This window comes from Actinomadura viridis, assembly GCF_015751755.1.
In the GTDB taxonomy this organism is placed as follows: Bacteria; Actinomycetota; Actinomycetes; order Streptosporangiales; family Streptosporangiaceae; genus Spirillospora; species Spirillospora viridis.
Window position 1 is genome coordinate 3,066,288 of the sequence record NZ_JADOUA010000001.1, and the last position, 26,008, is coordinate 3,092,295.

A 26,008-nucleotide genomic window follows, 5' to 3' on the forward strand; every position below is an offset into this window, starting at 1 on the left:
CCATGAGACTCGCGACGTACCGCCTGCAGGACGGCACGGTCCGCCACGGCCGGATCGCCGGCGACGGACGCGTGACCGACCTCGGGCCCGGCGACCTGAGCGCCGTGGTCGGAACGCTCGGCGCGCTGCCGTCCCCGGAGGGCTCGCACCCGCTGGACGAGGTCACGCTGCTGGCGCCGCTGGCGCGTCCGGGCAAGGTGCTCGCGGTGGCCGCCAACTACCAGGAGCACGTGACCGAGACCGGCGGCGACCGCATCGACAAGTCGCGGATCTCGCCGCGCCTGTTCCTCAAGCCGTCCACCGCCGTCAGCGGACCCGGCGAGGAGATCGCGCTCCCGGCGGTCAGCCCGAGCGTGGACTGGGAGGCCGAGCTGGTCGCGGTGATCGGCCGCGGCGGCAAGGACATCCCGCTGGAGGACGCCCTGGACCACGTGGGCGGCTACACGATCGGCAACGACGTGTCCGCCCGGGCGATGGACTACGGGCACGAACGCGACACCGACGACCCGGCGGTCGCGTTCTTCGACTGGCTGAACGGCAAGTGGCCGGACGGGTTCGCCGCGCTGGGCCCGTACCTGGTCACCGCCGACGAGGTGCCCGACCCGCAGAAGCTGGACGTCGTCATGGAGGTCAACGGGCGGGTCCGGCAGCACGGCGACACCAGTCAGATGATCTTCAACGTCGCGGAGCTGGTGGCGTTCGCCTCCCGGCTCATGACGCTGGAGCCCGGCGACGTGCTCTACACCGGCACGCCCGCAGGGGTCGGTTTGGCCACGGGGGAGTTCCTGTCCGCAGGCGACGAGATGACGGTCCGCGTGACCGGGCTCGGCAGCCTGGTGAACCGCGTCCGCTGAGCGGACCGTGGCCGGGCCGGGCCCGGCCACCGCCGAGAAGAAGAGGCACTCATGACCATTCGTTCCGGCAGGCGGCATACCGCGACCGCCGGCATCGGCAGGCGCGGCCTGGCGATGGCGCTGGGCGGCGCCCTCACGGCAGGCGCGCTCGCCGCGTGCAGCTCCGACCCCACGCAGGGGTCGTCAGGCGGCGGCGACACGGGCGTGCTCAACATGTACCTGTACCAGAAGCCGAAGACCTTCAGCCCGCTCGCGCCCAACAACGGGCCCGACCAGCTCGTCATGTCGTTCATCTTCGACTCCCTGTACGGGGCGGACGCCTCGTACGCGCTGCGTCCGCGCCTGGCCGCGGCGGCCCCGCAGGTGTCCGAGGACGCCAGGAGCGTCACGTTCACCCTGAAGCCCGGCCTGAAGTGGAGCGACGGGAAGCCCCTGACGGCCAAGGACGTGGTGTTCACCTACAACGCCCTGGCCAACCCCGCGACCGGCAGCGCCCAGGCGGGCAGGTTCGCCGCCGTCGACGGCGCCGGGGACCTCGCGGACGGCAAGGCCGCGTCGCTGAAGGGCGTCACCGCGCCCGACGACACCACCGTCAAGATCGCCACGACCCGGCCCGCGGCGGGACTGCCCGGCCTCATCGGGAACATCCCGATCCTGCCCGAGCACGTGCTCGGCCGGCTCCCGGTGAAGGGGCTGGGCGACGACGCCTTCTTCACCAGGCCGACCGTCGGGTCGGGCGCGTTCACCTTCGTCCAGTACAAGACCGACCAGTACGTCGAGCTGGCCGCCAACCCCCACCACCGGCAGCCCGCCTCGATCAAGAAGGTGTTCCTCAAGCCGGTGACCTCCGACGTGGCCACCGCCCAGCTCGGCACCGGCGAGATGGACCTGGCCCAGATCTCGCCGACCGACCTGCCGGCCGTCCGGAAGCTGAAGGACGTCAAGGTCGTCACCGCCAAGAGCCCCGGGTTCAACCGGATCGCGGTCAACCAGAGCCAGACCCGGTTCAAGGACGAGCGGGTGCGGCAGGCGCTGCTGACGGCGATCGACCGCAAGGGCCTGGTGGACAAGGTGCTCGCCGGGGCCGGGACGGTCGTCGACTCCAGCTTCTACGGGGACCTGGCCCCCTCCGGCGCCGGCTACCCCTACGACCCGGAGAAGGCCAAGAGCCTGCTCGCCGCGGCGGGCTGGGACTCCTCCAAGCCGGTCACGCTGTCGTGGGTGCCCGGGCAGCGGGACCGCGACACCGCCGCCACCGTCATCCAGAACCAGCTCAAGGCCGTCGGCGTGAACGTCGAGCTGAAGCAGGTCCAGGTGGACGCGCTGCTGTCGTCCTACGAGAAGAAGAGCTACGACCTGGCGCTGTTCGGCGGCGGCAACTACGCGACCGAGCCGTCCACCGTCGCGACCATCGACGCCTGTGACCAGGCGTACCCGGCCGGCGGCAACGTCGCCCACTTCTGCGACGCGGGGCTGGACGGGCTGCTGAAGAAGGCCGACGCGGTCGCCGACCCGGCCGCCCGCAAGAGCGTGTTCCAGGAGGCGGCCAAGGTCGAGAACGCCAAGGTCCCGTACCTGTGGCTGTACAACCCGGACACGATCTGGGCCTACCGGACCCGGCTGTCGGGATTCGAGCCGTCCGGCGTCCCGACGAACGAGGTCGGGTTCTGGGAGCAGGCGAACTGGAAGCTGGGCTGAACCGCCGGCCGGGGACGCGCGCGTCCCCGGCCGGCGGCCCGGAAACGAGAGGAGGTGAGGCGTGGCGGGCTACGTCATCCGGCGCCTGCTGGTGAACGCGCTGGTGTTCCTGCTGATCAGCGTCGGGATCTTCACGCTGGTGCGGATCGCCCCGGGCGACCCGGTGCGCATGATGGTCGACCCCGAGCAGATGCGCGGCGGCGGCGCGGCGTTCATCGAGGCCAAACGGCGGGAACTGGGCCTGGACCGGCCCGTGGTCGTGCAGTACTTCCAGTGGCTGTCGGGCGCCCTGCGCGGCGACCTCGGATACTCCTACGTCGGCCACCGGCCCGTGGGGGCGGTGCTCGGCGAGCGGGTCGGGCCGACGCTGCAGCTCATGGGCGCGGCGCTGGCGGTCGCCCTGGTCGTGGCGGTCGGGCTCGGCGTGGCCGCCGCGGTACGGCGCAACACCGCGGTCGACTACGGCGCGACCGTGCTCGGCCTCGCCGCGGTGTCGGTGCCGCCGTTCTTCCTGGGCATCGTCGGGATCTACGTGTTCTCCCTGAAGCTCGGCGTGCTGCCGTCCGCGGGGATGACGACACCCGGCGACGGCGGCCCCGCCGACCAGCTCCGCCACCTGGTGCTGCCCGGGCTGATCCTGGCGTTCGTCACGGCCGGGCCGTTCACGCGGTACGTGCGCGGCGGGCTGGTGGACGAGATCGGCGCCGACTACGTGCGCACGGCCGAGGCCAAGGGCGCGTCCCCGGCCCGGGTGGTGCTGCGGCACGCGCTGCGCAACTCGCTGATCCCGCTGATCACCGTGGTGATGTACCAGATCCCGCAGATGCTGGCGGGCGCGGTGGTGATCGAGCAGGTCTTCGCCTGGCCCGGCATGGGGCAGCTGGCGGTCAGCTCCATCGGCCAGCACGACCACCCGGTGATCGTCGGGTTCGCGCTGTACGTCGCGGTGCTGGTGCTGGTCTGCAACCTGGTCGCGGACCTCCTGTACGCCGTCGTCGACCCGAGAGTGAGCCTGCGGTGACCGCGTCCACGAGCACGACCGCCCCGGCGGTCCACAAGGGGGAGCCGTCCGCGTCGCCGCGGGCCCGCGCGCTGCGCCGGTTCCGCCGCAACCGGCTGGCCGTCGCCGGAGCCGTGGTGCTCGGCGCGGTGGTGCTGCTGACGCTGCTGGCGCCGCTGATCGCGGCGCACCCGCCGAACGCGGTGAACCTCGACGCGGTGCGCCAGGGCCCGTCGGGCGCGCACTGGTTCGGCACCGACTCCTCGGGCCGGGACGTCTTCGCCCGGACGCTGTACGCCGGCCGGGTGTCGCTGCTGGTCGGGCTGACCGCCGCCCTCGCCGCGATCACGGTCGGGACCCTGCTGGGCGCGGTCTCGGGGCTGTTCGGCGGCTGGGCCGACCACGTGATCATGCGGGCCGCCGACATCGTGATGTCGTTCCCGACCGTGGTGGTGATCCTGGTGCTCGCCGGGATCGTCGGCCCCAGCGTGACCGTGCTGATCGCCGCGATCGGGCTGACCCAGTGGCCGGTCGCCGGCCGGGTGGTGCGCGGCGTGACGCTGTCGCTGCGCGACCGCGAGTACATCCAGGCCGCCGAGGCCGCGGGCGCCGACGGCTGGTGGCTGATCCGCAGGCACATCGTCCCGGCGGCGCTGCCGCCGGTCACCGTGACCGGGACGCTGGCCGTCGCCCAGGCGATCATGCTGGAGACCACCGCGTCCTTCCTCGGACTCGGCGTCCGCCCGCCCCAGGCGAGCTGGGGGAACATGCTGAACGACGCGCAGAACCTCACGCTGATCCAGACGATGCCCTGGCTGTGGATCCCGCCCGGCGTCGCGATCGCCGTGACGGTGCTCGCCGTCAACTTCGTCGGGGACGGCCTGCGCGACGCCGTCACCCCCGCCGGACGGGGAGGCGACAAGTGAAACCGTCACCGCGGAAGACGACACCGCTGAAGACGACACTGCGGAAGACGATGCTGCGGAAGGCGTCGCCGCGGAAGGCGCCGCCGCCGGCGGGTCCGGTGAACGGGCCGCTGCTGGAGATCGAGGACCTCGTCGTCGACTTCGCCACCGACGAGGGCGTGGTCCGCGCCGTGGACGGCGCCGGGTACGCCGTCGCGCCCGGCGAGACCCTCGGCGTCGTCGGCGAGTCGGGGTCGGGCAAGAGCGTCACCGCGATGTCGGCGCTCGGGCTGATCAAACCGCCCGGCCGGGTCGTGTCGGGACGGGTCGTGTTCGACGGCGTCGACCTGCGCACGCTCTCCCCGCGCGAGCTGCGGCGGCTGCGCGGCGGCCGGATCGCGATGATCTTCCAGGATCCGATGACAGCGCTCAACCCGGTCATGTCGATCGGCGCGCAGCTGAGCGAGGCGCTGCGGCTGCACCGGCAGGACCTGTCGCGGCGCGGCGCCCGCGAGCGCGCCGCCGAGCTGCTGTCGCTCGTCGGGGTGCCGGGCGCGCGGCGGCGGCTGCGGCAGTACCCGCACGAGTTCTCCGGCGGGATGCGGCAGCGCGCGATGATCGCGATGGCCATGGCCAACGACCCCGACCTGCTCATCGCCGACGAGCCCACCACCGCCCTGGACGTCACCGTCCAGGCCCAGGTGCTCGACCTGCTGCGGCTGACCCGGCGGGAGACCGGCGCGGCGACCGTCCTGATCACCCACGACCTGGGCGTGGTCGCCGAGATGGCCGACCGGGTCGTGGTGATGTACGCGGGCCGGGTGGTCGAGCACGGCCCCGTCGCCGCGATCTTCGGCGCGCCCCGCCACCCGTACACCCGCGGGCTGCTGCGGAGCCTGCCCCGGCTGGACGACGACTCCGAGGAGCTGACGCCGATCCCCGGTTCCCCGCCGGGGCCGGGCGAGACCGCGGCGGGCTGCCCGTTCGCCCCGCGCTGCCCGATGGCGCGGGACCTGTGCCGGGAGGAGCGGCCCGAGCCGGTCGCGACCGGGCCGGGCCGGGCCAGCGCCTGCCACTTCCACCACGAGCTGGCAGAGGAGGACGGCGATGACTGAGCCGCCGGAGGTCCTGCGCGTCACCGGGCTGGCCAAGCACTACCCGGTGCGGTCCGGGCCGCTGCGCCGCCGCACCGGAGCCGTCCACGCGGTGGACGGCGTGGACTTCGCCGTGCGCGCCGGCCGTACCCTCGGCCTGGTCGGCGAGTCCGGCTGCGGCAAGACCACCACGGGCCGGATGGCGGTCCGGCTGCTGGAGCCCACCGCGGGAAGCATCGTCGTGGCCGGCCGGGACGTGACCCGCGTCCGCGGCGCCGGGCTGCGCGCGCTCCGCCGCGACCTGCAGCTGGTGTTCCAGGACCCGTACGCGTCGCTGTCCCCGCGGATGACCGTGCACGACATCATCGCCGAGCCGCTGCGCGTCCAGGGCCGCTACGACGACGGCGGCCCGGCACGGGTCGCCGAGCTGCTCGACATGGTGCGGCTCGCGCCCGCGCACGCCCGCCGGTACGCGCACGAGTTCTCCGGCGGGCAGCGGCAGCGCATCGGGATCGCCCGCGCGCTGGCGCTCGGCCCGAAGGTGCTCGTCCTGGACGAGCCGGTCAGCGCCCTGGACGTGTCGATCCAGGCGCAGGTCGTCAACACGCTGCGCGAGCTGCAGCGCGAGCTTGACGTGGCGTACCTGTTCATCTCCCACGACCTGTCGGTGGTACGGCACGTGTCCCACGAGATCGCCGTGATGTACCTCGGGACGATCGTGGAGACCGGTACCCGGGAGGAGATCTTCCGCGCCCCCGCGCACCCGTACACGCAGGCGCTGCTGTCGGCCGTCCCGCGTCCCGAGCCCGGCGCCGCCGGGGCCCGCGAGCGGATCGTGCTGGCGGGGGACGTGCCGAGCCCGATCGATCCGCCGTCCGGCTGCCGTTTCCGCACCCGCTGCTGGAAGGCGCGGGACGTCTGCGCGGAGGAGACGCCGCCGCTGGTGGCGCGCGACGGGATCGGCCATCCCGCCGCCTGCCACTTCGCCGAGGTCACCGACGTCCTGGCCGGCGCGTGACCGCGCCCCGCCCCGAACCCGACCAGGGAGACACCATGCACGACGCCGAAGCCCGCCTGGCCGCCGCCCCCGCCGAACCGGGACCCGCCGGGAGCCGGCCACGGGTCGCCGCCGCCCGCCGCACCGGACGGACGCTGATCGCCTCCGGGCAGGTCGCCGTCCGGGACGGGCGGCTGCTCGCCGAGGGACGGGTGGGGGAGGACGTCACGTTCGAGACGGCCCGTTCCTGCGCCCGGCAGTGCGCCCGCAACGTCCTGGCCGCCGTCCGGGACGAACTGCGCGGCGAGGGCGGGCTCGGCGCGGTCGAGCACGTCGAGGCGGTCTCGGTCTGGGTGGCGTCCGCGCCGGGGTTCACCGACCAGCACCTCGTGGCCGACGCCGCGACCGCGCTGTTCACCGAGGTGCTCGGCGACACCGCGGGACGGCACGCCCGGGTCGCGCTCGGCGTCGCCGCGCTCCCGACGGGCAGCCCCGTCGAGGTGCAGGCCACGTTCCGGCTGCGCGAGAGGCCGGCCGTGCCGTGACCGACCTGCTCATCACCGGCGGGACGGTCGCCGACGGCACCGGGGCCGCGCCGCGCCGCGCCGACGTCGCGGTCGCGGACGGCCGCGTCGAGGCGGTCGGCGACCTGGCGGGCCGCCCCGCCGCGCGGACCCTCGACGCGGCCGGGCACGTGGTCACCCCCGGGTTCGTCGACGTGCACACCCACTCCGACCTGACCCTGCTGTCGGAGCCGCGGGCGCACAGCGCCGTCCGCCAGGGCGTCACCACCGTCGTGGTCGGCAACTGCGGCCTCGGCGTGACCCCCGTCGCCGCCGACCGCGAGGCGCTGCGCGCCGCCGCCGGGTACCTGGACCTGGACCCCGCCGTCCGCTGGGACTGGTCGGACCTGCCCGGGTACCTCGGCGCGCTCGGCGCCGCCCGGCCCTCGGTGAACGTGGCCGCGCTGGTCGCGCACATCCCGCTGCGCGCGGCGGCGGCCGGGTTCGGCGACCGGCCCGCCGGCGCCGCCGAGCTGGACCGGATGCGCGGCCTGCTCGACGACGCGCTCGCTGCGGGCGCCGCCGGCGTCTCCACCGGGCTGGTGTACGCGCCGGCCTGCTACGCCCGCGAGGACGAGCTGGAGACGCTCGGCCGCGCCGCCGCCGCCCGCGGGCGCCTGTTCGCCTGGCACGTCCGCGACTACGCCGACGGGCTGCTCGGCTCCGTCCGCCAGGCCCTGCGGGTCGCGGCGTCCACCGGCTGCCGCACCCAGATCTCCCACCTGGTCGCGGTCGGCAGGCGCAACCACGGCTCGGTCGCGCGGGCGCTGGAGCTGATCGACGATGCCCGCGCCGCCGGGGTGGACGTCGCCTTCGACATCTACCCCTACCTGGCCGGGAACGCCCCGCTGTCGCAGCTGCTGCCCGCCTGGGCGCAGGAGGGCGGCGAGGGGCCGATGCGGGAACGGCTCGCCGACCGCGCGGTCCGCGCCCGCATCGCGGCCGGGTGGCGCGACATGCCCCACTCCTGGGACGACATCACGGTCAGCCGCGTTCCCGACGGGGCCGGGGACGTCACCGGCCGGACCGTCGCCGCCATCGCGCGCGGCGCCGGCACCGACCCGCGGGAGGTCGCGCTCGACCTGACGGCCGCGTACGGCAACGGGGTGCAGATGGTGGCCGGGGGGCGCAGCGAACGCGACCTGCTGGACGCCCTCACCCATCCCGCGGCCGTGGTCGGCTCGGACGGGCAGGCGCTCGACCCGGACGGCCCCACCGGGCGCGGCGTCCCGCACCCCCGCTCCTACGGCTGCTACCCGCGGCTGTTCGCCGAGTACGTCCGGCGGCCCGGCGGCCTCGGGCTGGCCGAGGCGGTGCGCAAGTGCACCTCGGCCCCGGCCGAGCGGGCCGGGCTCACCGGCCGTGGCGTCCTGCGCCCCGGCGCGGTCGCCGACATTGCCGTGTTCGACCCCGCCCGGATCGCCGACCGGGCTACGTTCACAGCACCGCAGCAGTATCCGGACGGGATCCGCGCGGTCCTCGTCGGCGGTCGTCCCGTCGTCGAGGACGGTGCGCACGGCGGCGCGCGTCCCGGAGAGATCCTGCGCATCCCCTGATCGGAGAGACGAGGCACCATGGCACGAACCACGGCGCGCCGCGCCAGCGTGGACGACGACCGCCCGGTCTCGGCCAACTACCACGCCAACGCGCTGGCCCGCGGCATCGCCCTGCTGGAACGGCTCGCCGCGCGGGGCGGGGCGCTGACGCTGAACGACTTCAACGCCGACACCGGCCTGCCCAAGAGCACGCTCGTGCGGCTCCTCGGCGTCCTGGAGGAGATGGGCTACGTGGTCCGCGCCGACGAGCGCCCCGCCTACCGGCTCGGCCACAAGACGCTGACGCTGTCGACGGCGTACCTGTCCGGGCTGGACCTGTCCCAGATCGCCGGCGGCCACCTCGCCGGGGTCGCCGGGGACACCGGGCAGACCGCCAACCTCGGCGTCCTGGACGGGCGGGAGGTGCTGCACGTGTGCGTCCGCGAGCCCGACCGGCCGATCCGCTTCCACACCATGCCCGGCACCCGCGACGCCGCCTACTGCACGGGGCTCGGCAAGATGCTGCTCGCCCGCCTCGACCCCGCCGACCTCGCGGCGCACCTGCCGCCCGAGCCGTTCCCGGCCCGCACCGAGCACACCCTGATCACGGCCGCCGCCCTGACCGGCGACCTGCGGGACACCGCCGTCCGCGGGTACGCCCTCGACGACAACGAGGGCAACGTCGGGCTGCGCTGCGTCGCGGTGCCGGTCGAGGTGGGCGGCGTCTGCATGGCGGCCGTCAGCGTGTCCGGGCCGTCCGCGGAGTTCGGCGAGCGGGCGCGGGCCGGTTACCTGGACCGGCTGCGCGCGGCGGCCGCCGCGCTGGCCGCCGACGCCGACGTCGTCGCGGCCCTGGAGTACCTGCACTCGTCCCTGCGCTCCGGCGCGCCCAGCACCCGGGAGAACGGTTGATCGACTTCCACACCCACTGCCAGCGGCCCGAGCACTGGGGGCACGAGTGGGACGACCACTGGCGGCCCGTCTACGGCAGGGGCGCCCACGAGTTCGGCCCGGCCGACTACGACCGCGCGATGGCGGACGTGACCGCCGCGTGCGTCTTCGGCATCCGCGCCACCGCCGCCGGCGTCCTCACCCCGAACGAGTACACCGAGAGGTTCTGCGCGGACACCGCCACCGAGACGATCGGGTTCATGGCGCTCGACCCGGCCGACCCCGACGTGCTCGACCAGCTCGCCGACGGCGTCGCGCGCGGCCTGCGCGGCATCAAGCTGTACCCGGTGCTGGCCCTGTTCGACCCGCGCGACACCGTCCACGACCCGTTCTACCGGGCCGCGGCCGACGCGGGCCTGGTCCTCCTGTGGCACATGGGCGCCACGCCCAGCCCGGCGGGCGACCTGTCGGTCAGCAACCCTCTGGTCGTGGACGAGGTCGCGCGCCGCCACCCCGGCCTCGTCCAGATCATCGCGCACCTCGGGCACCCGTGGCAGCGTGAGACGATCGTGACGCTGCGCAAGAACCGCCGGGTGTACGCCGACGTGTCCGCGTCCTGGGCCCGCCCGATGGACGGCTACCTGGCACTGGCCCGCGCCCAGGAGTGGGACGTGGTCGACCGGCTCGTCTTCGGCTCCGACTACCCGCTCTGGACCCCTGCCGAGGCCGTCGCCGGGCTGCGCGAGATGGTCGGGCGGCGCCCGTCCGGCTTCCCTGAGATCCGGAAGGAGACCGTCGAGTGGCTGCTGGACGGAGACCCCCGCCCCGAGATGGGGCTCCTCTCATGACTGAGCGGAGCGAGGGAATGAGAGGGTTTTGTCGGGGGGTGTGGGGGGTCGTCCCCCCACGAGGGGGCGGCGTGACCGAGCGGAGCGAGGGAATGAGAGGGTTTTTTGTCGGGGGGTGTGGGGGGTCGTCCCCCCACGAGGGGGCGGCGTGACTGAGCGGAGCGAGGGAATGAGCACGGCAGGGGGTGCGGCGCTGGACGAGGTGCCGACGCCGGCGCTGCTCGTCGACCGGGCCCGGATGGAGGCCAACCTGGCCGCGATGGCCGGCGCGCTCGGCGCCGCCGGGGTGGCGCTGCGTCCCCATTTCAAGACCTCCAAGTGCGTGGCGGTCGCCCGCCGCCAGCTCGCGCACGGCGCGATCGGGTTCACCTGCGCCACTCCCGCCGAGGTCGCGCTCCTTCAGGACGCGGGGGTGGAGGACGTGCTGTGGGCGCACCAGCCGGTCGGCCCGGCGAAGGTCGCCTTCGCCGTCCGGGCGCTGGCCCGGGGCGGGCTGACCGTCGCGCTGGACTCGGTGGAGGCGGCCGGGCCGCTGGCGCGGGCGGCCGAGGCCGCCGGGGTGGAGGTGCCGTTCGTCCTGGAGGTCGACACCGGGCTGCACCGCGCGGGCGTCGACCCCGACCGGGCCGTCCGGGTCGCCGCCGAGCTCGCGGCGCTGCCCGCGCTGCGGATGCGGGGCGTTCTCACCCATGAGGGACACCTCGCGGCGCACGGTTCCGACCGCGCCGGGCTGGAGGCCGCGGGCGGCCTCGCCGGCCGCACGCTGGCGCTGGTGGCCGGCGAGCTGCGCGCCGCCGGGCACGCGTGCCCGCTGGTCTCGGTCGGCTCGACGCCCGGCGCGACGTCCGCGCCGTTCGCCGAGGGGGTCACCGAGGCCCGTCCCGGCACCTACGTCTACTTCGACGCCAACCAGGTCGGCCTGGGCAGCGCCCGGATCGAGCAGTGCGCGCAGACCGTGCTGGCCCGCGTCACCAGTGCCCAGCGTCCCGGGACCGTGATCATCGACGCGGGCATCAAGGCGATGAGCTCCGACGCCGTCGCGACCGCCGGGGCCCTCGGCATCGTCTGCGACATGGAGGGCCGGCCCCTGGAGGGGGTGGAGTTCTCCGGCGGCAACGAGGAGCACGGTTACCTCACCGGCCCGGGCACCTCCGGCCTGCGCGTGGGGGATCTGCTGCGGATCGTTCCCAACCACGCCTGCGGTACGACCAACATGTGGAGCGCACTGTACTTCGTGGAAGGCGGCCGGGCCGTGGAACGCAGCCCGATCGAGGCACGGTACTGACGCGGGAGGGCCCTTTCCGTCCGGCCAATGAAAGGCCGGAGATCCCGCCGATCCCAGCGGCATGGCTTCGTTCACCGGGCGGAATTCGGGCCGCCCGGTAGAACCATTTCACTTTGCTGCGTACGCAGGTCGTAGGCGCCTGAGGCTGCGGCGATCCGTAAGGTGAACTGCTCGGAAGCGTTGACATGGAATGCTATTTCGCGTTCCATTTGCCTGGTCCGATCGGATTCGATTCACCGCACGCCCGAGCCTCCGGCTGGAGAAACCATGAGGTTCCACCGAACGATCACCGTCACATTGAGCTGCGTGCTCGCGCTGGGTCTCGCGAGCACCTCGGCGAACGCGACCGCGCCGTCCGGCGCGGCGGCACCGGACCGGCCCGACGTCGTCCTGGCCCAGGCCGCACCGGGCAAGAAGCTGCACTTCCCGAACGCCGAGCGGCTGAGCGACGGGTCCGTCGTCGCGGTCGCCCGCGAGGGCGCCGGCCACACCGGGCAGGACGGCCGGCTGCTGATGCTGAGGAGCCGCGACGGCGGCCTCACCTGGTCGTCGCCCGAGGTCGTCCTCGACACCCCGTACGACGACCGGGACCCGATGGTCACCCAGCTCTCCTCCGGGCGGCTGCTGCTGAGCTGGTTCCAGATCGACTACTCCGTGCGGCCCGCGGAGCCGATGGGGACGTTCGTCGCGCGCAGCGACGACGGCGGCGCCACCTGGTCCGCCCCCGTCCTGGTGGAGACGGCGATGAGCGGCGAGTCCGACATCGTCGACACCTACGAGCTCGGCTGGGCCGCCAGCCACGGCCAGATCAAGGAACTGCCCTCCGGCGAGCTGATCATCCCGCTCTACGGGACCGTCCCCGACGACCGCTGGCAGCGGGCGACCATCGTCCGCAGCCTGGACGGCGGCCGGTCGTGGCGGGCGGACACCGAGTCGCTGATCGCCTCGGCGCAGGGGACCCACTACCAGGAGCCCGTCCTCACCGTGCTGCCGGACGGCGCGGTCCACGCCCTGCTGCGCATCGGCACCGGCGCCTCCACGATGGGTGCGGTCTACTCCCAGGAGTCGTGGTCGCGCGACGGCGGCCGGACCTGGTCGGCGCCCGCCAGGATCGACCTGGTGACCTCCTCGGCGCACACCGAGGTCCTGCGGAACGGGGAGGTCTTCCTCGCCTACGGTGACCTCTCCGGCCACTTCACCAGCCGCCGCGGGACCGTCGGCGCCGTGCTGCGCGACCCCGGGCGGCCGTGGAACGGCGCCCCGCGCGAGCTGGTGTACGACTCGGGGACCGGTGACCAGGCCAACCCCGCCGCCGTCGAGGTGCGGCCCGGGCGGGTGCTGGTGCTCGGCTTCGACTCGGCCGGGAGCCGGCTGGTCGGCACGTTCGTGGACGTTTCCACGATCCGTTCCGAGCCCGCCGACCCGAGCCGGGTGGACCTGGCCGCGCTGCACGCCGCGGGCGGCCTCTCCATCGACACCGACATGACCTACACCGGCCCCGCCCAGCCGGCGGTGGGGCCGCGCGGCGCGATCGACGGCGTCGTCGGCTACAACGACGCCGCCTGGGCTCCGCGGGCGGCGCCGGTCGCGTACACGCTCACCTTCGCCCGGCCGACCCGGGCGATCGAGGTCGGCGTCGCGCTCAAGCCCGGGCACGCCGAGGCGGCGGCGGTCGAGGTGCGCACGGGCGACGCGTGGCGGACGGTCGGCGACCTCGACGGCCGCGTGCGCTGGGGCGACGACCTGTCGTGGTTCCCCGTCGGCGCGGGCACCCCGATCGACGCCGTCCGGGTCCGGATCACCGCCTCCGACGGCTGGGCGGTGCTCGCCGAGGTGGGCGTCCGCTCGCCGAGCGGCGGCTGATCCCCGCCCGCGCCCCTGCCGCGTGACCGGCCGGCCCGCCTCGACCATGGCGGGCCGGCCGTCCCGGTTCGAGGCGCGGGCCCGCGAGTGGTCAGCGTGACGCCCTGCCCCGCTCCTCGGGCGCGGGGTTCTGCGTGGTCATCGCCGCGTCCCCCAGGGCGGTCCGGCACGCGCGGATCGCCGGGTGCTCGGCGTGGTCCCTGCGGCAGGCGGTGACGATCCGGCGGGCGTGGGGCCCGCCGGGAATCCCGACGAGGACGGGGCGCGGGCGGTGCCGGTCGAACCACAGGAGGTCGGGCAGGATCGCCACGGCGTGCCCGTCGGCGACCAGGCGCCGGTGGACGAGCAGGTCGTCGGTGGCGTAGCGGATGTCGGGCTCGAAACCGGCGTGGCGGCACAGCTCCCTGACCCACCGCCGCGAGGCCGCGCCGTGCGGCTCGGCGATCCAGGGGCGCCCGGCGGCCCGCTCCCACACGTCGGCGGGACCGGCGCCGCGGTCCTCCGGTGGCAGGGCGATGCGCATGATGTCGCGGCACACCTCCTGGTAGGTGATCTCAGGAGGCCGGGGGAGGGGGTGCCCGGGGTACTCCTCGGCGACGACGAGGTCGACGTCGTGCGCGAGCAGCCTCGGCAGGGCGACGTGCGGCTCGGCCTGGATCAGTTCCACGCGCAGGCCGGGATGGGCCGCGCGCAGGGCGGCGAGGACCGGGGGCAGCAGGGCCAGCAGGACGGTCTGGAAGGCCGCGACGCGCACCGTGCCGGACAGGCGGGTGAGCGACCGCGCGATCTCCGACTCGGCGGCCTCCAGCTGCCGGAGGACGATGTCGGCGTGCGAGACCAGGATCTCCGCCTGCGGGGTGAGTCGCACCCGCCGTCCCACCGGCTCCAGCAGCGGGACGCCCGCCTCGGCCTCCAGCCGCGCGAGCTGCTGGGAGATCGTGGACGGGCTGTAGTTCAGCGCGCCGGCCACGGCGGTGATGGTGCCGCGGCGCTTCAGCTCGCTCAGGAGCCGCAGCCGGTGGAGGTCGAACACGGCCCTCCGTCCCGATCGTTCGTGAAAACCGAACGGTAATCTTCGGAATCGTCCACTTTACTGCAACGATGCGAGCGGGAACCGTAGGGGACATGTCCCACGGCACCGTCCTGACCACCCGTTCCTGGTTCTTCAACCCTCACGCCCGGGCCTGGACCTGCCCGCCGCCGCCTCCGGGCGCGGCGCGGTTCCACTCGCGGCTTCCCGGTTACGCGCCCACGCCCCTGGTGGAGATACCGGAACTGGCGCGCGAGTGGGGCGTGCGCAGCGTCATGGTCAAGGACGAGTCGGAACGCCTGGGGCTGCCGGCCTTCAAGGCGCTCGGCGTCTCCTACGCGGTCTGCCGCGTGGTGTGCCGGCTCGCCGGCGTCACCGCACCCCCGGCGACGCTCGACGCCCTGCGGGAGATGGTCTCCTCCCTGCCGCCGATGGAACTGGTGACCGCGACGGACGGCAACCACGGGCGCGCGCTGGCCCGGTTCGCGCGGTCGCTGGGGATCCCCGCGCGCGTCCTCGTCCCGGACGTGGCCGGCGCCCCGGCCGCCGAGGCGATCCGCGCCGAAGGGGCCCACGTGATCGTCGTCGCCGGGGACTACGACACCGCCGTCCGGCGCGCGGCGCGGGAGGCCGGCTCGCGTCCCGGCGCGGTGCTCGTGCAGGACACCGCCTGGCCCGGGTACGAGGACGTCCCCCAGTGGATCGTCGACGGGTACTCGACGCTGCTCGCGGAGATCGACGCGCGGCTCGGCGGTGAGCCGCCCGCGCTGGTCGTCGTCCCGATGGGAGTGGGCTCCCTCGCCCAGGCCGTCGTCACCCACTACCGCAGCCGCGGCACGGAGCCTCCCACCGCGCTCCTGGGGGTGGAGCCGGACACGGCGGCCTGCGTCCACGCCGGCCTCGCCGCGGGCCGGTACCGCAGCGTGCCGACCGGCAGCACGATCATGGCGGGCCTCAACTGCGGCACTCCGTCGTCCCTGGCCTGGCCCTACCTCCGGAACGGCCTGGACGCCGCGGTCACCGTCAGCGACGGGCAGGCCGCCGCCGCGGCGCGCGAACTCGCCGGCCACGGGGTGCCCGCCGGGCCCTGCGGGGCCGCGTGCCTGGCGGGCGTACGCGCCGTCCTCACCGAGCCGGGCCTGGGCGGGCGGGCCGCCCTCGGCCTCGGCCCGGACTCCACCGTCGTCCTGCTGAGCACCGAGAGCCCCCGCGACCTCACCGAAGGCGAGACCACCCCATGACCGGACCGGACCACGACGTCATCGCCCTCCTCGAACAGCTCGTCGCCATCGACTCCGTCAACCCGTCCCTGTCCCCGGGGGGAGCGGGCGAGGCCGAGATCGCCCGGTACGTCCACGACTGGGCCGTCAGGGAGGGGCTGTCCGCCGAGCTCGTCGACGACGGGACGGGCCGGCCGGACGTCCTCGTCCGCGGCGGGCGGGCGGCCACGGACGGCGCCCGGCTGCTGCTGTGCGGGCACCTGGACACCGTCGGCCTCGGCGGCGTCACCGACCCGCTGCTGCCGCGGATCGAGGGGGACCGCCTGTACGGCCGCGGCGCGTACGACATGAAGGCGGGCCTCGCCGCCGCGCTGATCGCCTGCAGGGAGGCCCACCGGCTGCGGCTGCCGGGCGAGGTCACCGTCGCCGCCGTCGCGGACGAGGAGCATGCCAGCCTGGGCGTCCAGCGGGTCCTGCCCCGCCTCGCGGCGGACGCCGCGATCGTCGCCGAACCGACCGAGATGGCCGTCGGGGTGGCGCACAAGGGCTTCGTCTGGGTGGACATCGAGGTGACCGGGGTCGCCGCGCACGGCTCCCGGCCGCATCTGGGCATCGACGCGATCGTCAAGACCGGCCCGATCCTCGTCGGGCTCGGCGAGCTCGACCGGGCCCTGGAGAGGCGGCGGCACGGCCTGCTGGGGCCGGGAACCGTTCACGCCTCGCTCATCACGGGCGGCCAGGAGGCGTCCACCATTCCCGAGCGGTGCGTGCTCACGCTGGAACGCCGGACCCTGCCCGGCGAGACCGCCGCCGACGTCGAACGCGAGATCGAGGACCTCCTCCAGGAATGCCGGGCCGCCGATCCCCGGCTGAAGGCCGCCGCGCGCACCGTCCTGCACCGCCCTCCCATGGAGACGGACCGCGGCGAGCCCGTCGTCCGCGCCCTGGACTCCGCGCACGAACAGGTCCGGGGGCGGCCCGCCGGCATCGTCGGCGCGAGCTACTGGGCCGACTCCGCCTTCATCGCCGCGCGGGGCGTCCCGACCGTCCTGTTCGGCCCCGGAGGCGAGGGCGCGCACGCCGACGTGGAGTGGGTCAGCGTCCAGGACACCATCGACTGCGCCCGCGTGTTCGTGGCGGCGGCACGGGACCTCTTCGCCCGTCCGTCGGCTCCCCGGTCGTGATCTCCTGACGGGAATCCGCCCCGGAGCGGGTCACCGCGCGGGCAGCGTCCGGTTCCACCGCTCCGCCCCGGGACGCCTGGCCGCGAGGTACGTCATCACCGAGCACACCCCCAGGAGGACGCCGGACGCCCACAGGGGGGACACCGGGCCCAGCGTGCGCCGCAGCAGGCCCGAGAGGAGCACGCCGCACAGCAGCGTGCCGATCATGAGCAGCCGGCGTCTCTGCGTCTCGCGCCCGGAGATCTCGCCGAACAGCCTGGTGATCGTGGTGGTGACGACCGTCGTGGTCACGTCGGGCACCTTCAGCCTGCGCACGATCGCGTACTGCCAGCCCATCGAGAGGGCCAGCAACGCGAGCACCGCGTGCCGCGGCCAGGGGGCGTCGAACCCGTAAAGGGTGAGGAGCAGCGCGGCGACGCCCACCAGACCGGCGTGGGATGCGGTGCCCCAGGCCAGCAGGCGGGACCGGCGCGAGAGCGTGGAGAAGGCGACCCGCCCGCCGCAGGCCGCGCCCACCGCGTAGGCCAGGATGGACACCGAGGGGGCCGGCAGCGGGCCCAGCCCGGTCAGGCCGAGGCCGAGGAAGATCAGGTTCCCGGTCATCGCCGCGACGAAGACCTGCCCGAGCTCCAGATAGCTGACCGTGTCGATCATCCCGGTGCTCAGCGTGATGATCAGCAGCAGCCCGGGCAGCGGTCCGTGCGACCGTCCCTGATCCGGCGGCTCGGCCCTGGTCAATCGATGCGCAGTTCGGTGTCGAGACCCGCGGCCTCCTCCTCGGGGGTGGGCCGCATCCTGAACAGGCGGTCGATGATCTTGCCGATGGCGAAGGTGACCACGAAGCAGTAGAACCCCACCGCCAGGACCCCGACGACCTGCTTGCCGAGCAGCGAGACCGAGCCGCCGTAGACCAGGCCCGCCGTCGGGTCGCCGTACTGCCCGGTGGCGAGGAAGCCGAGCGCCACGATCCCGACGATGCCGCCCGCGGCGTGGATGCCGACGACGTCCAGGGTGTCGTCGTAGCCCACGACCGTCTTGACCTCCACCGCGTAGGTGCAGACGATCGCGACGACGACGCCGATGATCGTCGCGCCGAAGAGGTTGACGTATCCGCAGGCCGGTGTGATGGCGACGAGACCGGCCACCGCGCCGGTCGCGCCGCCCAGCCGGGAGAACCGCTTGTAGCGCATCCTCTCCACGAGCATCCAGACCAGCATCGCCACGCACCCGCACATCATGGTGTTGGCCACCGCGTTGGCCGCGAGCGGCCCGTCCGTCAGCGCCGAGCCGCCGTTGAAGCCGAACCAGCCGAACCACAGCAGGCCCAGCCCGAGCAGGACGAACGGGACGTTCTTCGGCCGGGGCGGCTCCTCCTTGCGGAAGTTGATCCCCGGGCCGAGCGCGACCGCCAGGGCCAGCCCCGCGATCCCGCTGTTGAGCTCGACGACCAGGCCGCCCGCGAAGTCCAGGACGCCCCACTTGCTGAGCCAGCCGGTGTCGGAGAAGACCCAGTGCGCGACCGGCAGGTACACCAGGGTCACCCAGACCGCGCCGAAGATCATCCAGGGGCCGATCCGGACGCGGTTGGCCACCGAGCCGCTGACCAGGGCGATCGTGATGATCGCGAAGGTGAGCTGGAAGACCGAGTAGACGTAGAGCGGGATCTCTCTGTGCAGGAGGCTCGGGGTGGTCTTGAAGAACTGCCAGTCGCCCCAGCCGAGCAGCCCGACCCCGCCGAGGTCCGGGCCGAACGCGATCCCGTACCCGTAGGCGAACCAGATCACGCTCACCACGGCGATCGAGACGAAGCTCATGTACAGGACGCTGACCAGGTTCTTGGACCGGGCCATGCCGCCGTAGAAGAAGGCCAGCCCGGGCGTCATCAGCAGCACCATGGCGAAACTGACGAGCACCCATGCGGAATCGCCGGTGTTCAGTCCGCGTGGCACTTCTCCGACACCTCCGCCTCCAGGTCAGTACCTTGGAGGATGATCAACAGGGGAGGGCGGGAAACCTTGCCTCGGACCTGCCCAAGGCAAAGGCGTCAGCCGACGTTCGCGCTCTCCTGCCCGCCGTGCCCAAAACAGGCACCCGGCTCCCGTAAAGGAAGGCGCGCACGCGCCAACGGGGATCACCCCTTTTCCCCGCTCCATGGAAAGCGAGACCGTCCGGTAAAGATCACGAATTGATATCCGGACGGTCGCGCACCCGAGTCCGGCCACGACCCCCCGCAGGGAACCCTTCTCGACAGCGCTGTGAGGACTGTCGATCACCCGCTGGCCGCGGCCGGTGGCATGGGCAGAGCACCGGCCGGCATCGACACCCGTGGCCACCGGCGTGCGGAGGTTGACTATCCGGCCGCCCTCACACCCTCTGCTCAGATGGCCAGCCCGGCCGTCGAGCGCCCTGTCGAACATACCGGAGATCTACCTGGCGGAGAACCCCTACTGCTTCTCTGGTGCTATCCAGGTAATGGAGTTCTTGCACGATGATTGTTGCCATATTGAATGGGCTCTGGCCAGCATGGGAGTATGTGCAGTGCATCTCTTCGTAACGGCGTTGCGCCAGGCCTGGCGGGGTGTCATCTGTAATGCGATCAACCAATCAATCGCCGCCCTCTCGAGCCGGCGGCATGGCCACCATCGCGATGGTACTGGGCATCGTGGGTTTCATCACGTGTGGCATCACCTCCCTTCCGGCCATTATCTTCGGTCACATGGCCCACCACCGGATAAAGCGTGCTGACCCAGTTGAAGATGGAGGAAGAAAGGCGGTCGCAGGTTTCGTTCTCGGCTATGCGGTCCTGGTTCCGGTTCTCGTTTTCTTAATGTTCTTCGGTGGCCTTCCCATGGTCTTCGGGGCATTCGATGGTGGACGTTCTGTCGCTGGCCATGGAGCGCCATCCGCCGGTATCCGGTCGCCTCTCTCGTCCGAGGTGCCCACGACGACTTCCGAACCTCTGGTGACTTACTCTGAGGAAGGATTCGAAATCCAGGTTCCCAGTAGCTGGAAGCGTCGTGCCGGATCTGGAGATTCAAGCGAAAGTGTCTATTGGGATGCACCCGACGGTGTCACCTACCTGCAAGTGGATGCGCAGGCATGGGACTATCCGGAAACACCTCGCGCCCAGGCCGAGAAGGGAGACGAGGGTGCGCGGACCAACAAGCCTCCGTTCAAGGGTTACAGCTTGATCGGTATCAGCGATCTCAACTACCAGGACGGGGACGCGGCCGATTGGGAGTTCACCTTCGATGCGCCGAGCGGTGCAGGTCGAATTCACTCGCAGGATCGCTTCTTCCGAGCCGGTGGGCGACCGTTCGCGATGTATCTGCGAACTGCGGATACCAGTTGGGAACCCATGCAAGACGAGCTTGACGTATTTTATGAAACATTCCGTCCGCGATGACCTGCTGGGCCGGAACGTCTCAGGGGCGGCGGCGTTCGGGGGCGGGGACGCCCAGGAGCAGCCGGCGGACGGCGTCCCACGCCAGCCGGAAGGCGGCCTCGACCTCGGGGGACTCCATCCCGAGGATGCGCGCCCACGCGCCGTGGTCCCCGGGCAGGACGCTCGCGCCGGCACGCAGCCCAGTGCCCGCCAGCGTCTCGTGCATCGCGTCGGCCACCTCCTGCGCGGGCCTGGCGCGGGTGATGACGTACAAGGACGACAGGAGGCCGAAGCCGTCCATCACCGCGGGACCGGTCACCTCCTGCTCGCGCGGCACCAGGCGGAGCGGGTCGGCGAACAGCAGCCCGCCGCCGGGATCGTGGGCCTCGATGTCGCTGCAGTACACCGTGTAGTCGTGCCGCTCTCCCCGGGCCAGCCGTCCGGCCATCATCGTCTCGCCCAGAACGACGGTGGCGTCCGGGTGGGCGGTCACGCCGACCCGCTGGTAGTACCGGGACCCGGTGAAGGGAATGGTGGTGTCGGGCAGGTATTCCAGGTAAGAGCCCGGCCCCGCGGCGAGGTTGACGAACTGGACGGCGTAGTCCCGTTCCATCCGGTAGAGCCGCGTGGCGCCCTGGGTGCCGAGGTGGACGGACGCGCCGGCGCCGCAGGAGACGTCGATGCGGTGGCGGTCGCCCTGGAGGGTGCCGCCGCCGGTCGCGATGATCATGGTGTGCGCCATGTCCCGCAGCGCGGGGTCGTAGTACAGCGGGCGGGTGATCTGCATCGGCGTCTTCTGGTAGTGGGCGGTCAGCTCCGTCCGCCCCGCGATCCGCTCGAACGCCAGGTCCAGGATCCCGACCTTGCCCGGGGTGCCCACCGGCAGCGTGTCCACCTCGGAGGCGTACTTCCGAAGCGGCGGCGGCACCCACGGCGACCGCCACCACCCGGACCTCGCGCTCGCCGCCGGCCCGCCGCCCGGCTCCACGTCAGAGCGGTACACGCGGTCCGGCCCCCGTCCGCGCCTCGATGAGATCGACGACGTCGGCGACCCCGGTGCCGGTCAGGCAGTCGGTCAGCACCACCGGTGCGGACCCGCGTACCGCCCGCGCGTCCCGCTCCATCACGGTCAGGTCGGTCCGCACGTACGGGGCGATGTCGATCTTGTTGATGACGAGCAGGTCGGAGTCGGTGGTGCCCGGCCCGCGCTTGCGCGGCATCTTCTCACCCTCGGCGGTGTCCAGGACGAAGATGTACATGTCGGCGAGGGCGGGGCTGAAGGTGAGCGTGAGGTTGTCGCCGCCGCTCTCGAACAGCAGCAGGTCCACGTCCGGGAACCGGTCGACCAGGTCGGCCGCCGCGGCCAGGTTCATGGTCGGGTCGTCGCGGACGGCGGTGTGCGGGCAGGCCCCCGTCTCGACGCCCACGATCCGCTCGGGATCGAGCACCCCGGCCAGGGTGCGCCGGACCTGCCGGGCGTCCTCCTGGGTGTAGATGTCGTTGGTGATGACGCCGATGCGGCGCCCGCGGTCCATCAGCAGGGGGACCAGCGCCTCGATCAGGGCGGTCTTGCCCGAGCCGACGGGGCCGCCGATCCCCACTTTGAAGACCTTCTCCAGTTCCATGTCGCTTCCCTTCAGGTGATGAACAGGCGGGCCTGCGCCCGCTCGTGCGCGGCCGAGACGACGTCGGCGACGGGGACCGCGCCGTGCAGGTCCCGCGGGTCCTCGGCGGCGAGCGACCGGCGGGCCACCCGGGCGAGGTCCGGGCGGACCTCGCGCAGGATCGCCTGGGCGCGGCGGAAGTCGACGCGGGCCAGCCGTACCGCCGCCGCCGTCCAGCTCGCGGCGAAGGCGTACAGGTCGCCGGCCACCGCGCGGTCGGCGGGGACCCCCAGGCCCGCGTGGACGGCGCCCACCACCACTGCGTGGTTACCCGGTGTGGCCTTGTCCGTCACCAGTGCCGCCAGCCTTTCGACCTCCGGCAGGGCGAACGCCCAGGCCGCGGTGTCGAGGACCTGGCGGCCGGTACGCACCGAGGCGGTGCGCTGCTCGCGGTTGAGCTTGAGCGCGTGCAGCCGCCGGTCGACCTGCACCAGCCGGTCCCAGTCCCCGCCGGCGACGGCCCGGTGCGCGAGGACGAGGGCCGTCGCGTCCCCCGGCCCCACCGAGTGGTCCAGCAGGTCCCTGAGCAGCGCGGCGAGGTCGGCCGGCCCGCTCGGCAGCCCCATTTGGACGTGCCCTTCGAGCCCGTGCGAGAGCGTGTACAGGCCGCTGGGGAAACCCGAGTCGGTGAGCTGGAACTGGGCCAGCAGCGGGACCAGATCCGCGGGGCCGGCGGCCGGCGCGTTCACGTGAGGAAGTACAGCCGGCTGAGCGGCAGCGTCCTGGCCGGTTCGATGTGGGCCGGCTCGCCGTCCACCGTGACCTTGTAGGTCTCCGGATCGACCCTGACGTCGGCGACCGTCGAGTTGTAGCGCATGTGGCGCTTGTCGACCGTCCGGCACTGGCGGATCGGCCGGACGAGACGCTTCAGGCCGAGCCTCTCGGGGACCCCCGCCTCGATCCCGGCCTGGGACATGAACGTCACGCAGGTGCTCGACAGCGCGGAGGCGTGGGCGCCGAACGTGGGCCGGTAGTAGACCGGCTGCGGCGTGGGCAGCGAGGCGTTCGGGTCGCCCATCTGGTACCAGCTGATCATGCCGCCCTTGATCACCATGTACGGCTTGGCGCCGAAGGAGTGGATCTGCCACAGCACGACGTCGGCGAGCTTGCCGTCCTCCAGGGAGCCGATCGTGTCCGCCATCCCGCAGGTACGGGCGGGGTTGATGGTGAGCTTGGCCAGGTAGCGCAGCACCCGGAAGTTGTCGTTGCGGGAGGAGTCCTCCGGCAGCGCGCCCCGGTTGTCCTTGTTGTGGTGGGCGACCTGGAAGGCCCGGGTGAACGACTCGCCGACCCGGCCCATCGCCTGGGAGTCCGACCCGATGATGCTGATGACGCCCAGGTCGTGCAGCACCGTCTCGCCGGAGATGGTCTCGCCGCGGACCCGGCTCTCGGCGAACGCCACGTCCTCGGGCACGCCGTAGCTGAGGTGGTGGCAGACCATCGTCATGTCCAGCAGCTCGTCCACCGAGTTGACGGTGTAGGGCAGCGTCGGGTTGGTGGAGGCCGGCAGGACGTTGGGCTCCCCGGTCACCCGCAGGATGTCGGGCGCGTGACCGCCGCCGGCCCCCTCGGAGTGGTACGTGTGGATGGCGCGGCCGTTGATCATGTTGATGGTGTCCTCGACGAACCCGGCCTCGTTGAGCGTGTCGGTGTGGATCGAGATCTGGATGTCGTACTCGTCGGCCACCGCGAGGGAGCAGTCGATGACGGCGGGCGTGGTCCCCCAGTCCTCGTGGACCTTCAGCCCGGCGGCGCCGCCGCGGATCTGGTCCTCCAGCGCGGCCGGCAGGCTGCTGTTCCCCTTGCCGTACACCGCGACGTTGATCGGGATGTCCTCGAACGCCTGCAGTACGCGGGCGAGGTTCCACGGTCCCGGGGTGCAGGTGGTGCCGCGGGTGCCGTCCGCGGGGCCGGTGCCGCCGCCCACCAGGGTCGTGATCCCGTTGCTCAGCGCGTGCCTGGCCTGCTCCGGCGCGATGAAGTGCACGTGGGTGTCGATCGCTCCGGGGGTGGCGACGAGGTTCTCCCCGGAGATCACCTCGGTGTCCGCGCTGACGATGAGGCGCCGGTCCACCCCGTTCTGGGTGTGCGGGTTCCCGGACTTGCCGATCCCGACGATCCGGCCGTCCTTGATGCCGATGTCGCCCTTGACGACGCCGATCATCGGGTCGATGACCACCGCGTTGGTGATCACCACGTCCAGGGCGACCGACCTCGTCGACGCGGGGTCGCTCGACATGCCGTCACGGGCCGTCTTGCCGCCCCCGTACTGGGTCTCGTCGCCGTAGTGCCCCTCGTTGTGGTCCTGCTCCACCTCGACGACGAGGTCGGTGTCGCCGAGACGGAAGCGGTCGCCCACCGTCGGGCCGTACATGGACGCGTACTTCTCACGGCTCATGGAGGTCATGGTGGTCAGTCCTTCCTGGAGGACGGCCGCTTGCCGCGGCTTTCCTTCTTGGCGCCCTGTTCCGTTCCGGGCTCGTCGAGGTAGCCGCGCTCGCGCATCTTCTTCAGCGCCGTGCGGCGTGCCTCGGACGAGCGGATGCTGCCGTCGAGGAGCCCGCCGAAACCGACGATCCGCTGGCCCCCTCCGTACTCGACCAGCGTCACCTCCTTGGTGTCGCCCGCCTCGAACCGGACGGCGGTGCCCGCGGGAATGTCGAGACGCTTTCCGAACGCCCTCTCGCGGTCGAAGCTCAGCGCGCGGTTGGACTCGAAGAAATGGAAATGAGAACCGACCTGGACGGCCCGGTCACCGGTGTTGCGCACGGTGATCGTCTCTCGTTCCTGGCCGGCGTTCAGTTCGATGTCGCCCTCGCCGTACATGTAAGGGTCACCCGGCATGAGATGTCGCCTCCTTCGGGATGACCGTGACCGGGCCGAGCGGGCCGCGGTCACGGTCGGCGGTTTCGTTGTCGTCGTCGTTCTCGGTGTCGCCTCCGCGTCCATGGCCGTGGCCGTGCCCGTGCCCATGGCCGTGGCCATGGCCGTGGCGCGCGATCGCCAGGCCGTCATCGCCGTCCCGGCTCCAGCGCCGTTCCGCCTCGGTCACCCGCTCGCGGATCAGCGCCCTCAGCGCGGCCCGCCCGACGAGCGGACCCGCCGCGCGCGCACCCGGCCGCGGGGAAACGGGGACGAAACCGGCCGGTACCAGCACGACCTCGGCGGCGCCCAGCCGGCGGCAGCGCTCGATCCCCTCGTCCACGTCCGGCTCCCCGCCGGTCAGCGCCACCTCCACCCAGCGCACGGGGAGGTACTGCCACACCAGGCGGGCCACCCTGAACAGCTCCGCGTCCGGCTCGGGTCCCGCCGCGGGCGCCACCAGCAGCACCGCCGGGTCCGGCGGCCCGCCGTCCAGCGCCCGGGTCACCGCGCCCCTGATCCAGCCGACCAGGTGCCCGGACGTCCCCGGCGCCCGGGCCAGCAGCAGGTCGCCCGGGGCCCGCCCGCGCGCCGCCCAGCCCAGGGTCTGCGCGGCCGTCACCGCCAGCCCGGGGTCCCGGCCGAGGCTCATCGGCACCACCACGGCCCGGTCGTGCTCGCGCAACGCCGCGTGCAGGTCACCGCCGGGCGCCCGGACCTCCGGGCCGTCCGGTCCGAGCAGGGCGGGCAGCGCCGCGCCGTTCCCGCTCTCGTGCCCGCCGAGCAGCAGGACCCCGCGCCCCTCCGGCACTACTTGCCGCCTATCGGGTCATGGCAGGAGACCAGCTTGGTGCCGTCCTCGAAGACCGCCTCGATCTGCAGCAGCGGCAGCATCTCGCGGACGCCGGGCAGCACCTCGTCGGGGCCCAGCACCTGCTTCCCCAGTTCCATGCACTCGGCGACGGTCTTGCCGTCCCGGGCCGCCTCCACGATCTCGTGTGTGATCAGCCCCACGGCCTCGCCGTAGTTCAGCTTCAGCCCGCGGTCGCGGCGCCTGATGGACATCTGGGCGACGGTGAAGATGACCAGCCTGTCCATCTCCCGTGGAGTGAGGTTCATCGGCAATCCTT

The 26,008-nt window shown here is 73.0% G+C and carries 25 protein-coding genes; 15 read left to right on the plus strand and 10 right to left on the minus strand.

Translation table 11 applies throughout. The annotated features are described in order from the left end of the window. Positions 1-2 precede the first annotated feature (2 nt). The 12 genes from IW256_RS13765 (at position 3) to IW256_RS13820 (ending at position 13,533) form a co-directional block, all read left to right on the plus strand. Positions 3-854: a fumarylacetoacetate hydrolase family protein gene (locus IW256_RS13765; RefSeq protein WP_197011340.1), complete on the plus strand. Its 852-nt coding sequence runs from the start codon at positions 3-5 to the stop codon at positions 852-854. Positions 855-905: 51 nt separating this feature from the next. Further along, complete coding sequence (locus IW256_RS13770) at positions 906-2,552, plus strand: ABC transporter substrate-binding protein (protein ID WP_197011341.1); 1,647 nt, start codon at positions 906-908, stop codon at positions 2,550-2,552. Positions 2,553-2,613: 61 nt separating this feature from the next. Further along, positions 2,614-3,573, plus strand: a complete 960-nt coding sequence (locus IW256_RS13775; protein WP_197011342.1) for an ABC transporter permease — start codon at positions 2,614-2,616, stop codon at positions 3,571-3,573. Further along, positions 3,570-4,478, plus strand: coding sequence for an ABC transporter permease (locus tag IW256_RS13780; protein WP_197011343.1), 909 nt, complete (start codon positions 3,570-3,572; stop codon positions 4,476-4,478). The genes IW256_RS13775 and IW256_RS13780 overlap by 4 nt, the downstream gene beginning before the upstream one ends. Then, on the plus strand, positions 4,475-5,572 hold the full coding sequence (locus IW256_RS13785) for an ABC transporter ATP-binding protein (RefSeq protein ID WP_307828883.1): 1,098 nt from the start codon (positions 4,475-4,477) through the stop codon (positions 5,570-5,572). Before IW256_RS13780 ends, IW256_RS13785 begins: the two co-directional genes overlap by 4 nt. Continuing rightward, complete coding sequence (locus IW256_RS13790; protein ID WP_197011344.1) at positions 5,565-6,569, plus strand: ABC transporter ATP-binding protein; 1,005 nt, start codon at positions 5,565-5,567, stop codon at positions 6,567-6,569. Before IW256_RS13785 ends, IW256_RS13790 begins: the two co-directional genes overlap by 8 nt. Before the next feature lie 35 nt (positions 6,570-6,604). Further along, positions 6,605-7,093 (plus strand): RidA family protein, encoded by a 489-nt coding sequence (locus IW256_RS13795; RefSeq protein WP_197011345.1) that lies wholly within the window; start codon positions 6,605-6,607, stop codon positions 7,091-7,093. Then, positions 7,090-8,667, plus strand: a complete 1,578-nt coding sequence (locus tag IW256_RS13800; protein WP_197011346.1) for an N-acyl-D-amino-acid deacylase family protein — start codon at positions 7,090-7,092, stop codon at positions 8,665-8,667. Before IW256_RS13795 ends, IW256_RS13800 begins: the two co-directional genes overlap by 4 nt. An 18-nt stretch (positions 8,668-8,685) precedes the next feature. Then, on the plus strand, positions 8,686-9,558 hold the full coding sequence (locus tag IW256_RS13805; RefSeq protein ID WP_197011347.1) for an IclR family transcriptional regulator: 873 nt from the start codon (positions 8,686-8,688) through the stop codon (positions 9,556-9,558). Further along, positions 9,555-10,385, plus strand: coding sequence for an amidohydrolase family protein (locus tag IW256_RS13810; RefSeq protein WP_197011348.1), 831 nt, complete (start codon positions 9,555-9,557; stop codon positions 10,383-10,385). Before IW256_RS13805 ends, IW256_RS13810 begins: the two co-directional genes overlap by 4 nt. A 169-nt stretch (positions 10,386-10,554) precedes the next feature. After that, positions 10,555-11,670, plus strand: a complete 1,116-nt coding sequence (locus IW256_RS13815; protein WP_197011349.1) for an alanine racemase — start codon at positions 10,555-10,557, stop codon at positions 11,668-11,670. A gap of 267 nt (positions 11,671-11,937) precedes the next feature. Beyond that, positions 11,938-13,533 carry a sialidase family protein gene (locus tag IW256_RS13820; RefSeq protein WP_197011350.1) on the plus strand — a complete coding sequence of 532 codons (1,596 nt, stop codon included), beginning with the start codon at positions 11,938-11,940 and terminating at the stop codon, positions 13,531-13,533. A 91-nt stretch (positions 13,534-13,624) separates the two neighbouring features. Here IW256_RS13820 and IW256_RS13825 read toward each other — a convergent pair whose 3' ends face one another. Next, complete coding sequence (locus IW256_RS13825) at positions 13,625-14,566, minus strand: LysR family transcriptional regulator (RefSeq protein WP_197011351.1); 942 nt, start codon at positions 14,564-14,566, stop codon at positions 13,625-13,627. 92 nt (positions 14,567-14,658) lie between these two features. On the opposite strand from IW256_RS13825, the gene IW256_RS13830 reads away from it, so the two are divergent. Continuing rightward, positions 14,659-15,804, plus strand: a complete 1,146-nt coding sequence (locus IW256_RS13830; protein WP_197011352.1) for a diaminopropionate ammonia-lyase — start codon at positions 14,659-14,661, stop codon at positions 15,802-15,804. Next, entirely contained in the window at positions 15,801-16,967 is a 1,167-nt protein-coding gene (locus IW256_RS13835) for a M20/M25/M40 family metallo-hydrolase (RefSeq protein ID WP_197011353.1), read from the plus strand. The genes IW256_RS13830 and IW256_RS13835 overlap by 4 nt, the downstream gene beginning before the upstream one ends. Before the next feature lie 30 nt (positions 16,968-16,997). Here the strand turns inward: IW256_RS13835 and IW256_RS13840 are convergent, their stop codons facing one another. Both IW256_RS13840 and IW256_RS13845 read right to left on the minus strand, forming a co-directional pair. Continuing rightward, positions 16,998-17,705 carry a YoaK family protein gene (locus IW256_RS13840; protein ID WP_197011354.1) on the minus strand — a complete coding sequence of 236 codons (708 nt, stop codon included), beginning with the start codon at positions 17,703-17,705 and terminating at the stop codon, positions 16,998-17,000. Next, a complete protein-coding gene (locus IW256_RS13845) occupies positions 17,702-18,916 on the minus strand; it encodes an ammonium transporter (RefSeq protein WP_197011355.1) in 1,215 nt (404 codons plus the stop codon). The genes IW256_RS13840 and IW256_RS13845 overlap by 4 nt, the downstream gene beginning before the upstream one ends. Before the next feature lie 683 nt (positions 18,917-19,599). Here IW256_RS13845 and IW256_RS13850 point away from each other — a divergent pair. Beyond that, on the plus strand, positions 19,600-20,373 hold the full coding sequence (locus tag IW256_RS13850) for a DUF4190 domain-containing protein (protein ID WP_197011356.1): 774 nt from the start codon (positions 19,600-19,602) through the stop codon (positions 20,371-20,373). A gap of 19 nt (positions 20,374-20,392) precedes the next feature. Here IW256_RS13850 and IW256_RS13855 read toward each other — a convergent pair whose 3' ends face one another. From IW256_RS13855 to IW256_RS13885, 7 genes are all read right to left on the minus strand, one after another. Next, positions 20,393-21,247, minus strand: a complete 855-nt coding sequence (locus tag IW256_RS13855; RefSeq protein WP_307828884.1) for an urease accessory protein UreD — start codon at positions 21,245-21,247, stop codon at positions 20,393-20,395. Positions 21,248-21,341: 94 nt separating this feature from the next. Next, on the minus strand, positions 21,342-21,977 hold the full coding sequence (gene ureG, locus IW256_RS13860) for an urease accessory protein UreG (protein WP_197011357.1): 636 nt from the start codon (positions 21,975-21,977) through the stop codon (positions 21,342-21,344). Positions 21,978-21,988: 11 nt separating this feature from the next. Then, the gene (locus IW256_RS13865) at positions 21,989-22,705 is read right to left on the minus strand and encodes an urease accessory protein UreF (RefSeq protein WP_197011358.1); all 717 of its coding nucleotides are present in this window, start codon (positions 22,703-22,705) and stop codon (positions 21,989-21,991) included. Beyond that, positions 22,702-24,423 (minus strand): urease subunit alpha, encoded by a 1,722-nt coding sequence (ureC, locus tag IW256_RS13870; protein WP_197011359.1) that lies wholly within the window; start codon positions 24,421-24,423, stop codon positions 22,702-22,704. Before ureC ends, IW256_RS13865 begins: the two co-directional genes overlap by 4 nt. Before the next feature lie 5 nt (positions 24,424-24,428). Continuing rightward, positions 24,429-24,860 (minus strand): urease subunit beta, encoded by a 432-nt coding sequence (ureB, locus tag IW256_RS13875; RefSeq protein ID WP_197011360.1) that lies wholly within the window; start codon positions 24,858-24,860, stop codon positions 24,429-24,431. Further along, positions 24,850-25,689: a sirohydrochlorin chelatase gene (locus IW256_RS13880; protein ID WP_197011361.1), complete on the minus strand. Its 840-nt coding sequence runs from the start codon at positions 25,687-25,689 to the stop codon at positions 24,850-24,852. Before IW256_RS13880 ends, ureB begins: the two co-directional genes overlap by 11 nt. Continuing rightward, entirely contained in the window at positions 25,689-25,997 is a 309-nt protein-coding gene (locus IW256_RS13885; RefSeq protein WP_197011362.1) for an urease subunit gamma, read from the minus strand. Before IW256_RS13885 ends, IW256_RS13880 begins: the two co-directional genes overlap by 1 nt. Between the last annotated feature and the right edge of the window lie 11 nt (positions 25,998-26,008).

Bases quoted from the DNA above. Each gene is read 5' to 3' on its own strand.
- IW256_RS13765 (WP_197011340.1), top strand. From the start codon at position 3: ATGAGACTCGCGACGTACCGCCTGCAGGACGGCACGGTCCGCCACGGC.
- IW256_RS13770 (WP_197011341.1), top strand. From the start codon at position 906: ATGACCATTCGTTCCGGCAGGCGGCATACCGCGACCGCCGGCATCGGC.
- IW256_RS13790 (WP_197011344.1), top strand. From the start codon at position 5,565: ATGACTGAGCCGCCGGAGGTCCTGCGCGTCACCGGGCTGGCCAAGCAC.
- IW256_RS13795 (WP_197011345.1), top strand. From the start codon at position 6,605: ATGCACGACGCCGAAGCCCGCCTGGCCGCCGCCCCCGCCGAACCGGGA.
- IW256_RS13805 (WP_197011347.1), top strand. From the start codon at position 8,686: ATGGCACGAACCACGGCGCGCCGCGCCAGCGTGGACGACGACCGCCCG.
- IW256_RS13815 (WP_197011349.1), top strand. From the start codon at position 10,555: ATGAGCACGGCAGGGGGTGCGGCGCTGGACGAGGTGCCGACGCCGGCG.
- IW256_RS13820 (WP_197011350.1), top strand. From the start codon at position 11,938: ATGAGGTTCCACCGAACGATCACCGTCACATTGAGCTGCGTGCTCGCG.
- IW256_RS13830 (WP_197011352.1), top strand. From the start codon at position 14,659: ATGTCCCACGGCACCGTCCTGACCACCCGTTCCTGGTTCTTCAACCCT.
- IW256_RS13835 (WP_197011353.1), top strand. From the start codon at position 15,801: ATGACCGGACCGGACCACGACGTCATCGCCCTCCTCGAACAGCTCGTC.
- IW256_RS13850 (WP_197011356.1), top strand. From the start codon at position 19,600: ATGGCCACCATCGCGATGGTACTGGGCATCGTGGGTTTCATCACGTGT.
- ureG (WP_197011357.1), bottom strand. From the start codon at position 21,977: ATGGAACTGGAGAAGGTCTTCAAAGTGGGGATCGGCGGCCCCGTCGGC.
- ureC (WP_197011359.1), bottom strand. From the start codon at position 24,423: ATGACCTCCATGAGCCGTGAGAAGTACGCGTCCATGTACGGCCCGACG.
- ureB (WP_197011360.1), bottom strand. From the start codon at position 24,860: ATGCCGGGTGACCCTTACATGTACGGCGAGGGCGACATCGAACTGAAC.
- IW256_RS13885 (WP_197011362.1), bottom strand. From the start codon at position 25,997: ATGAACCTCACTCCACGGGAGATGGACAGGCTGGTCATCTTCACCGTC.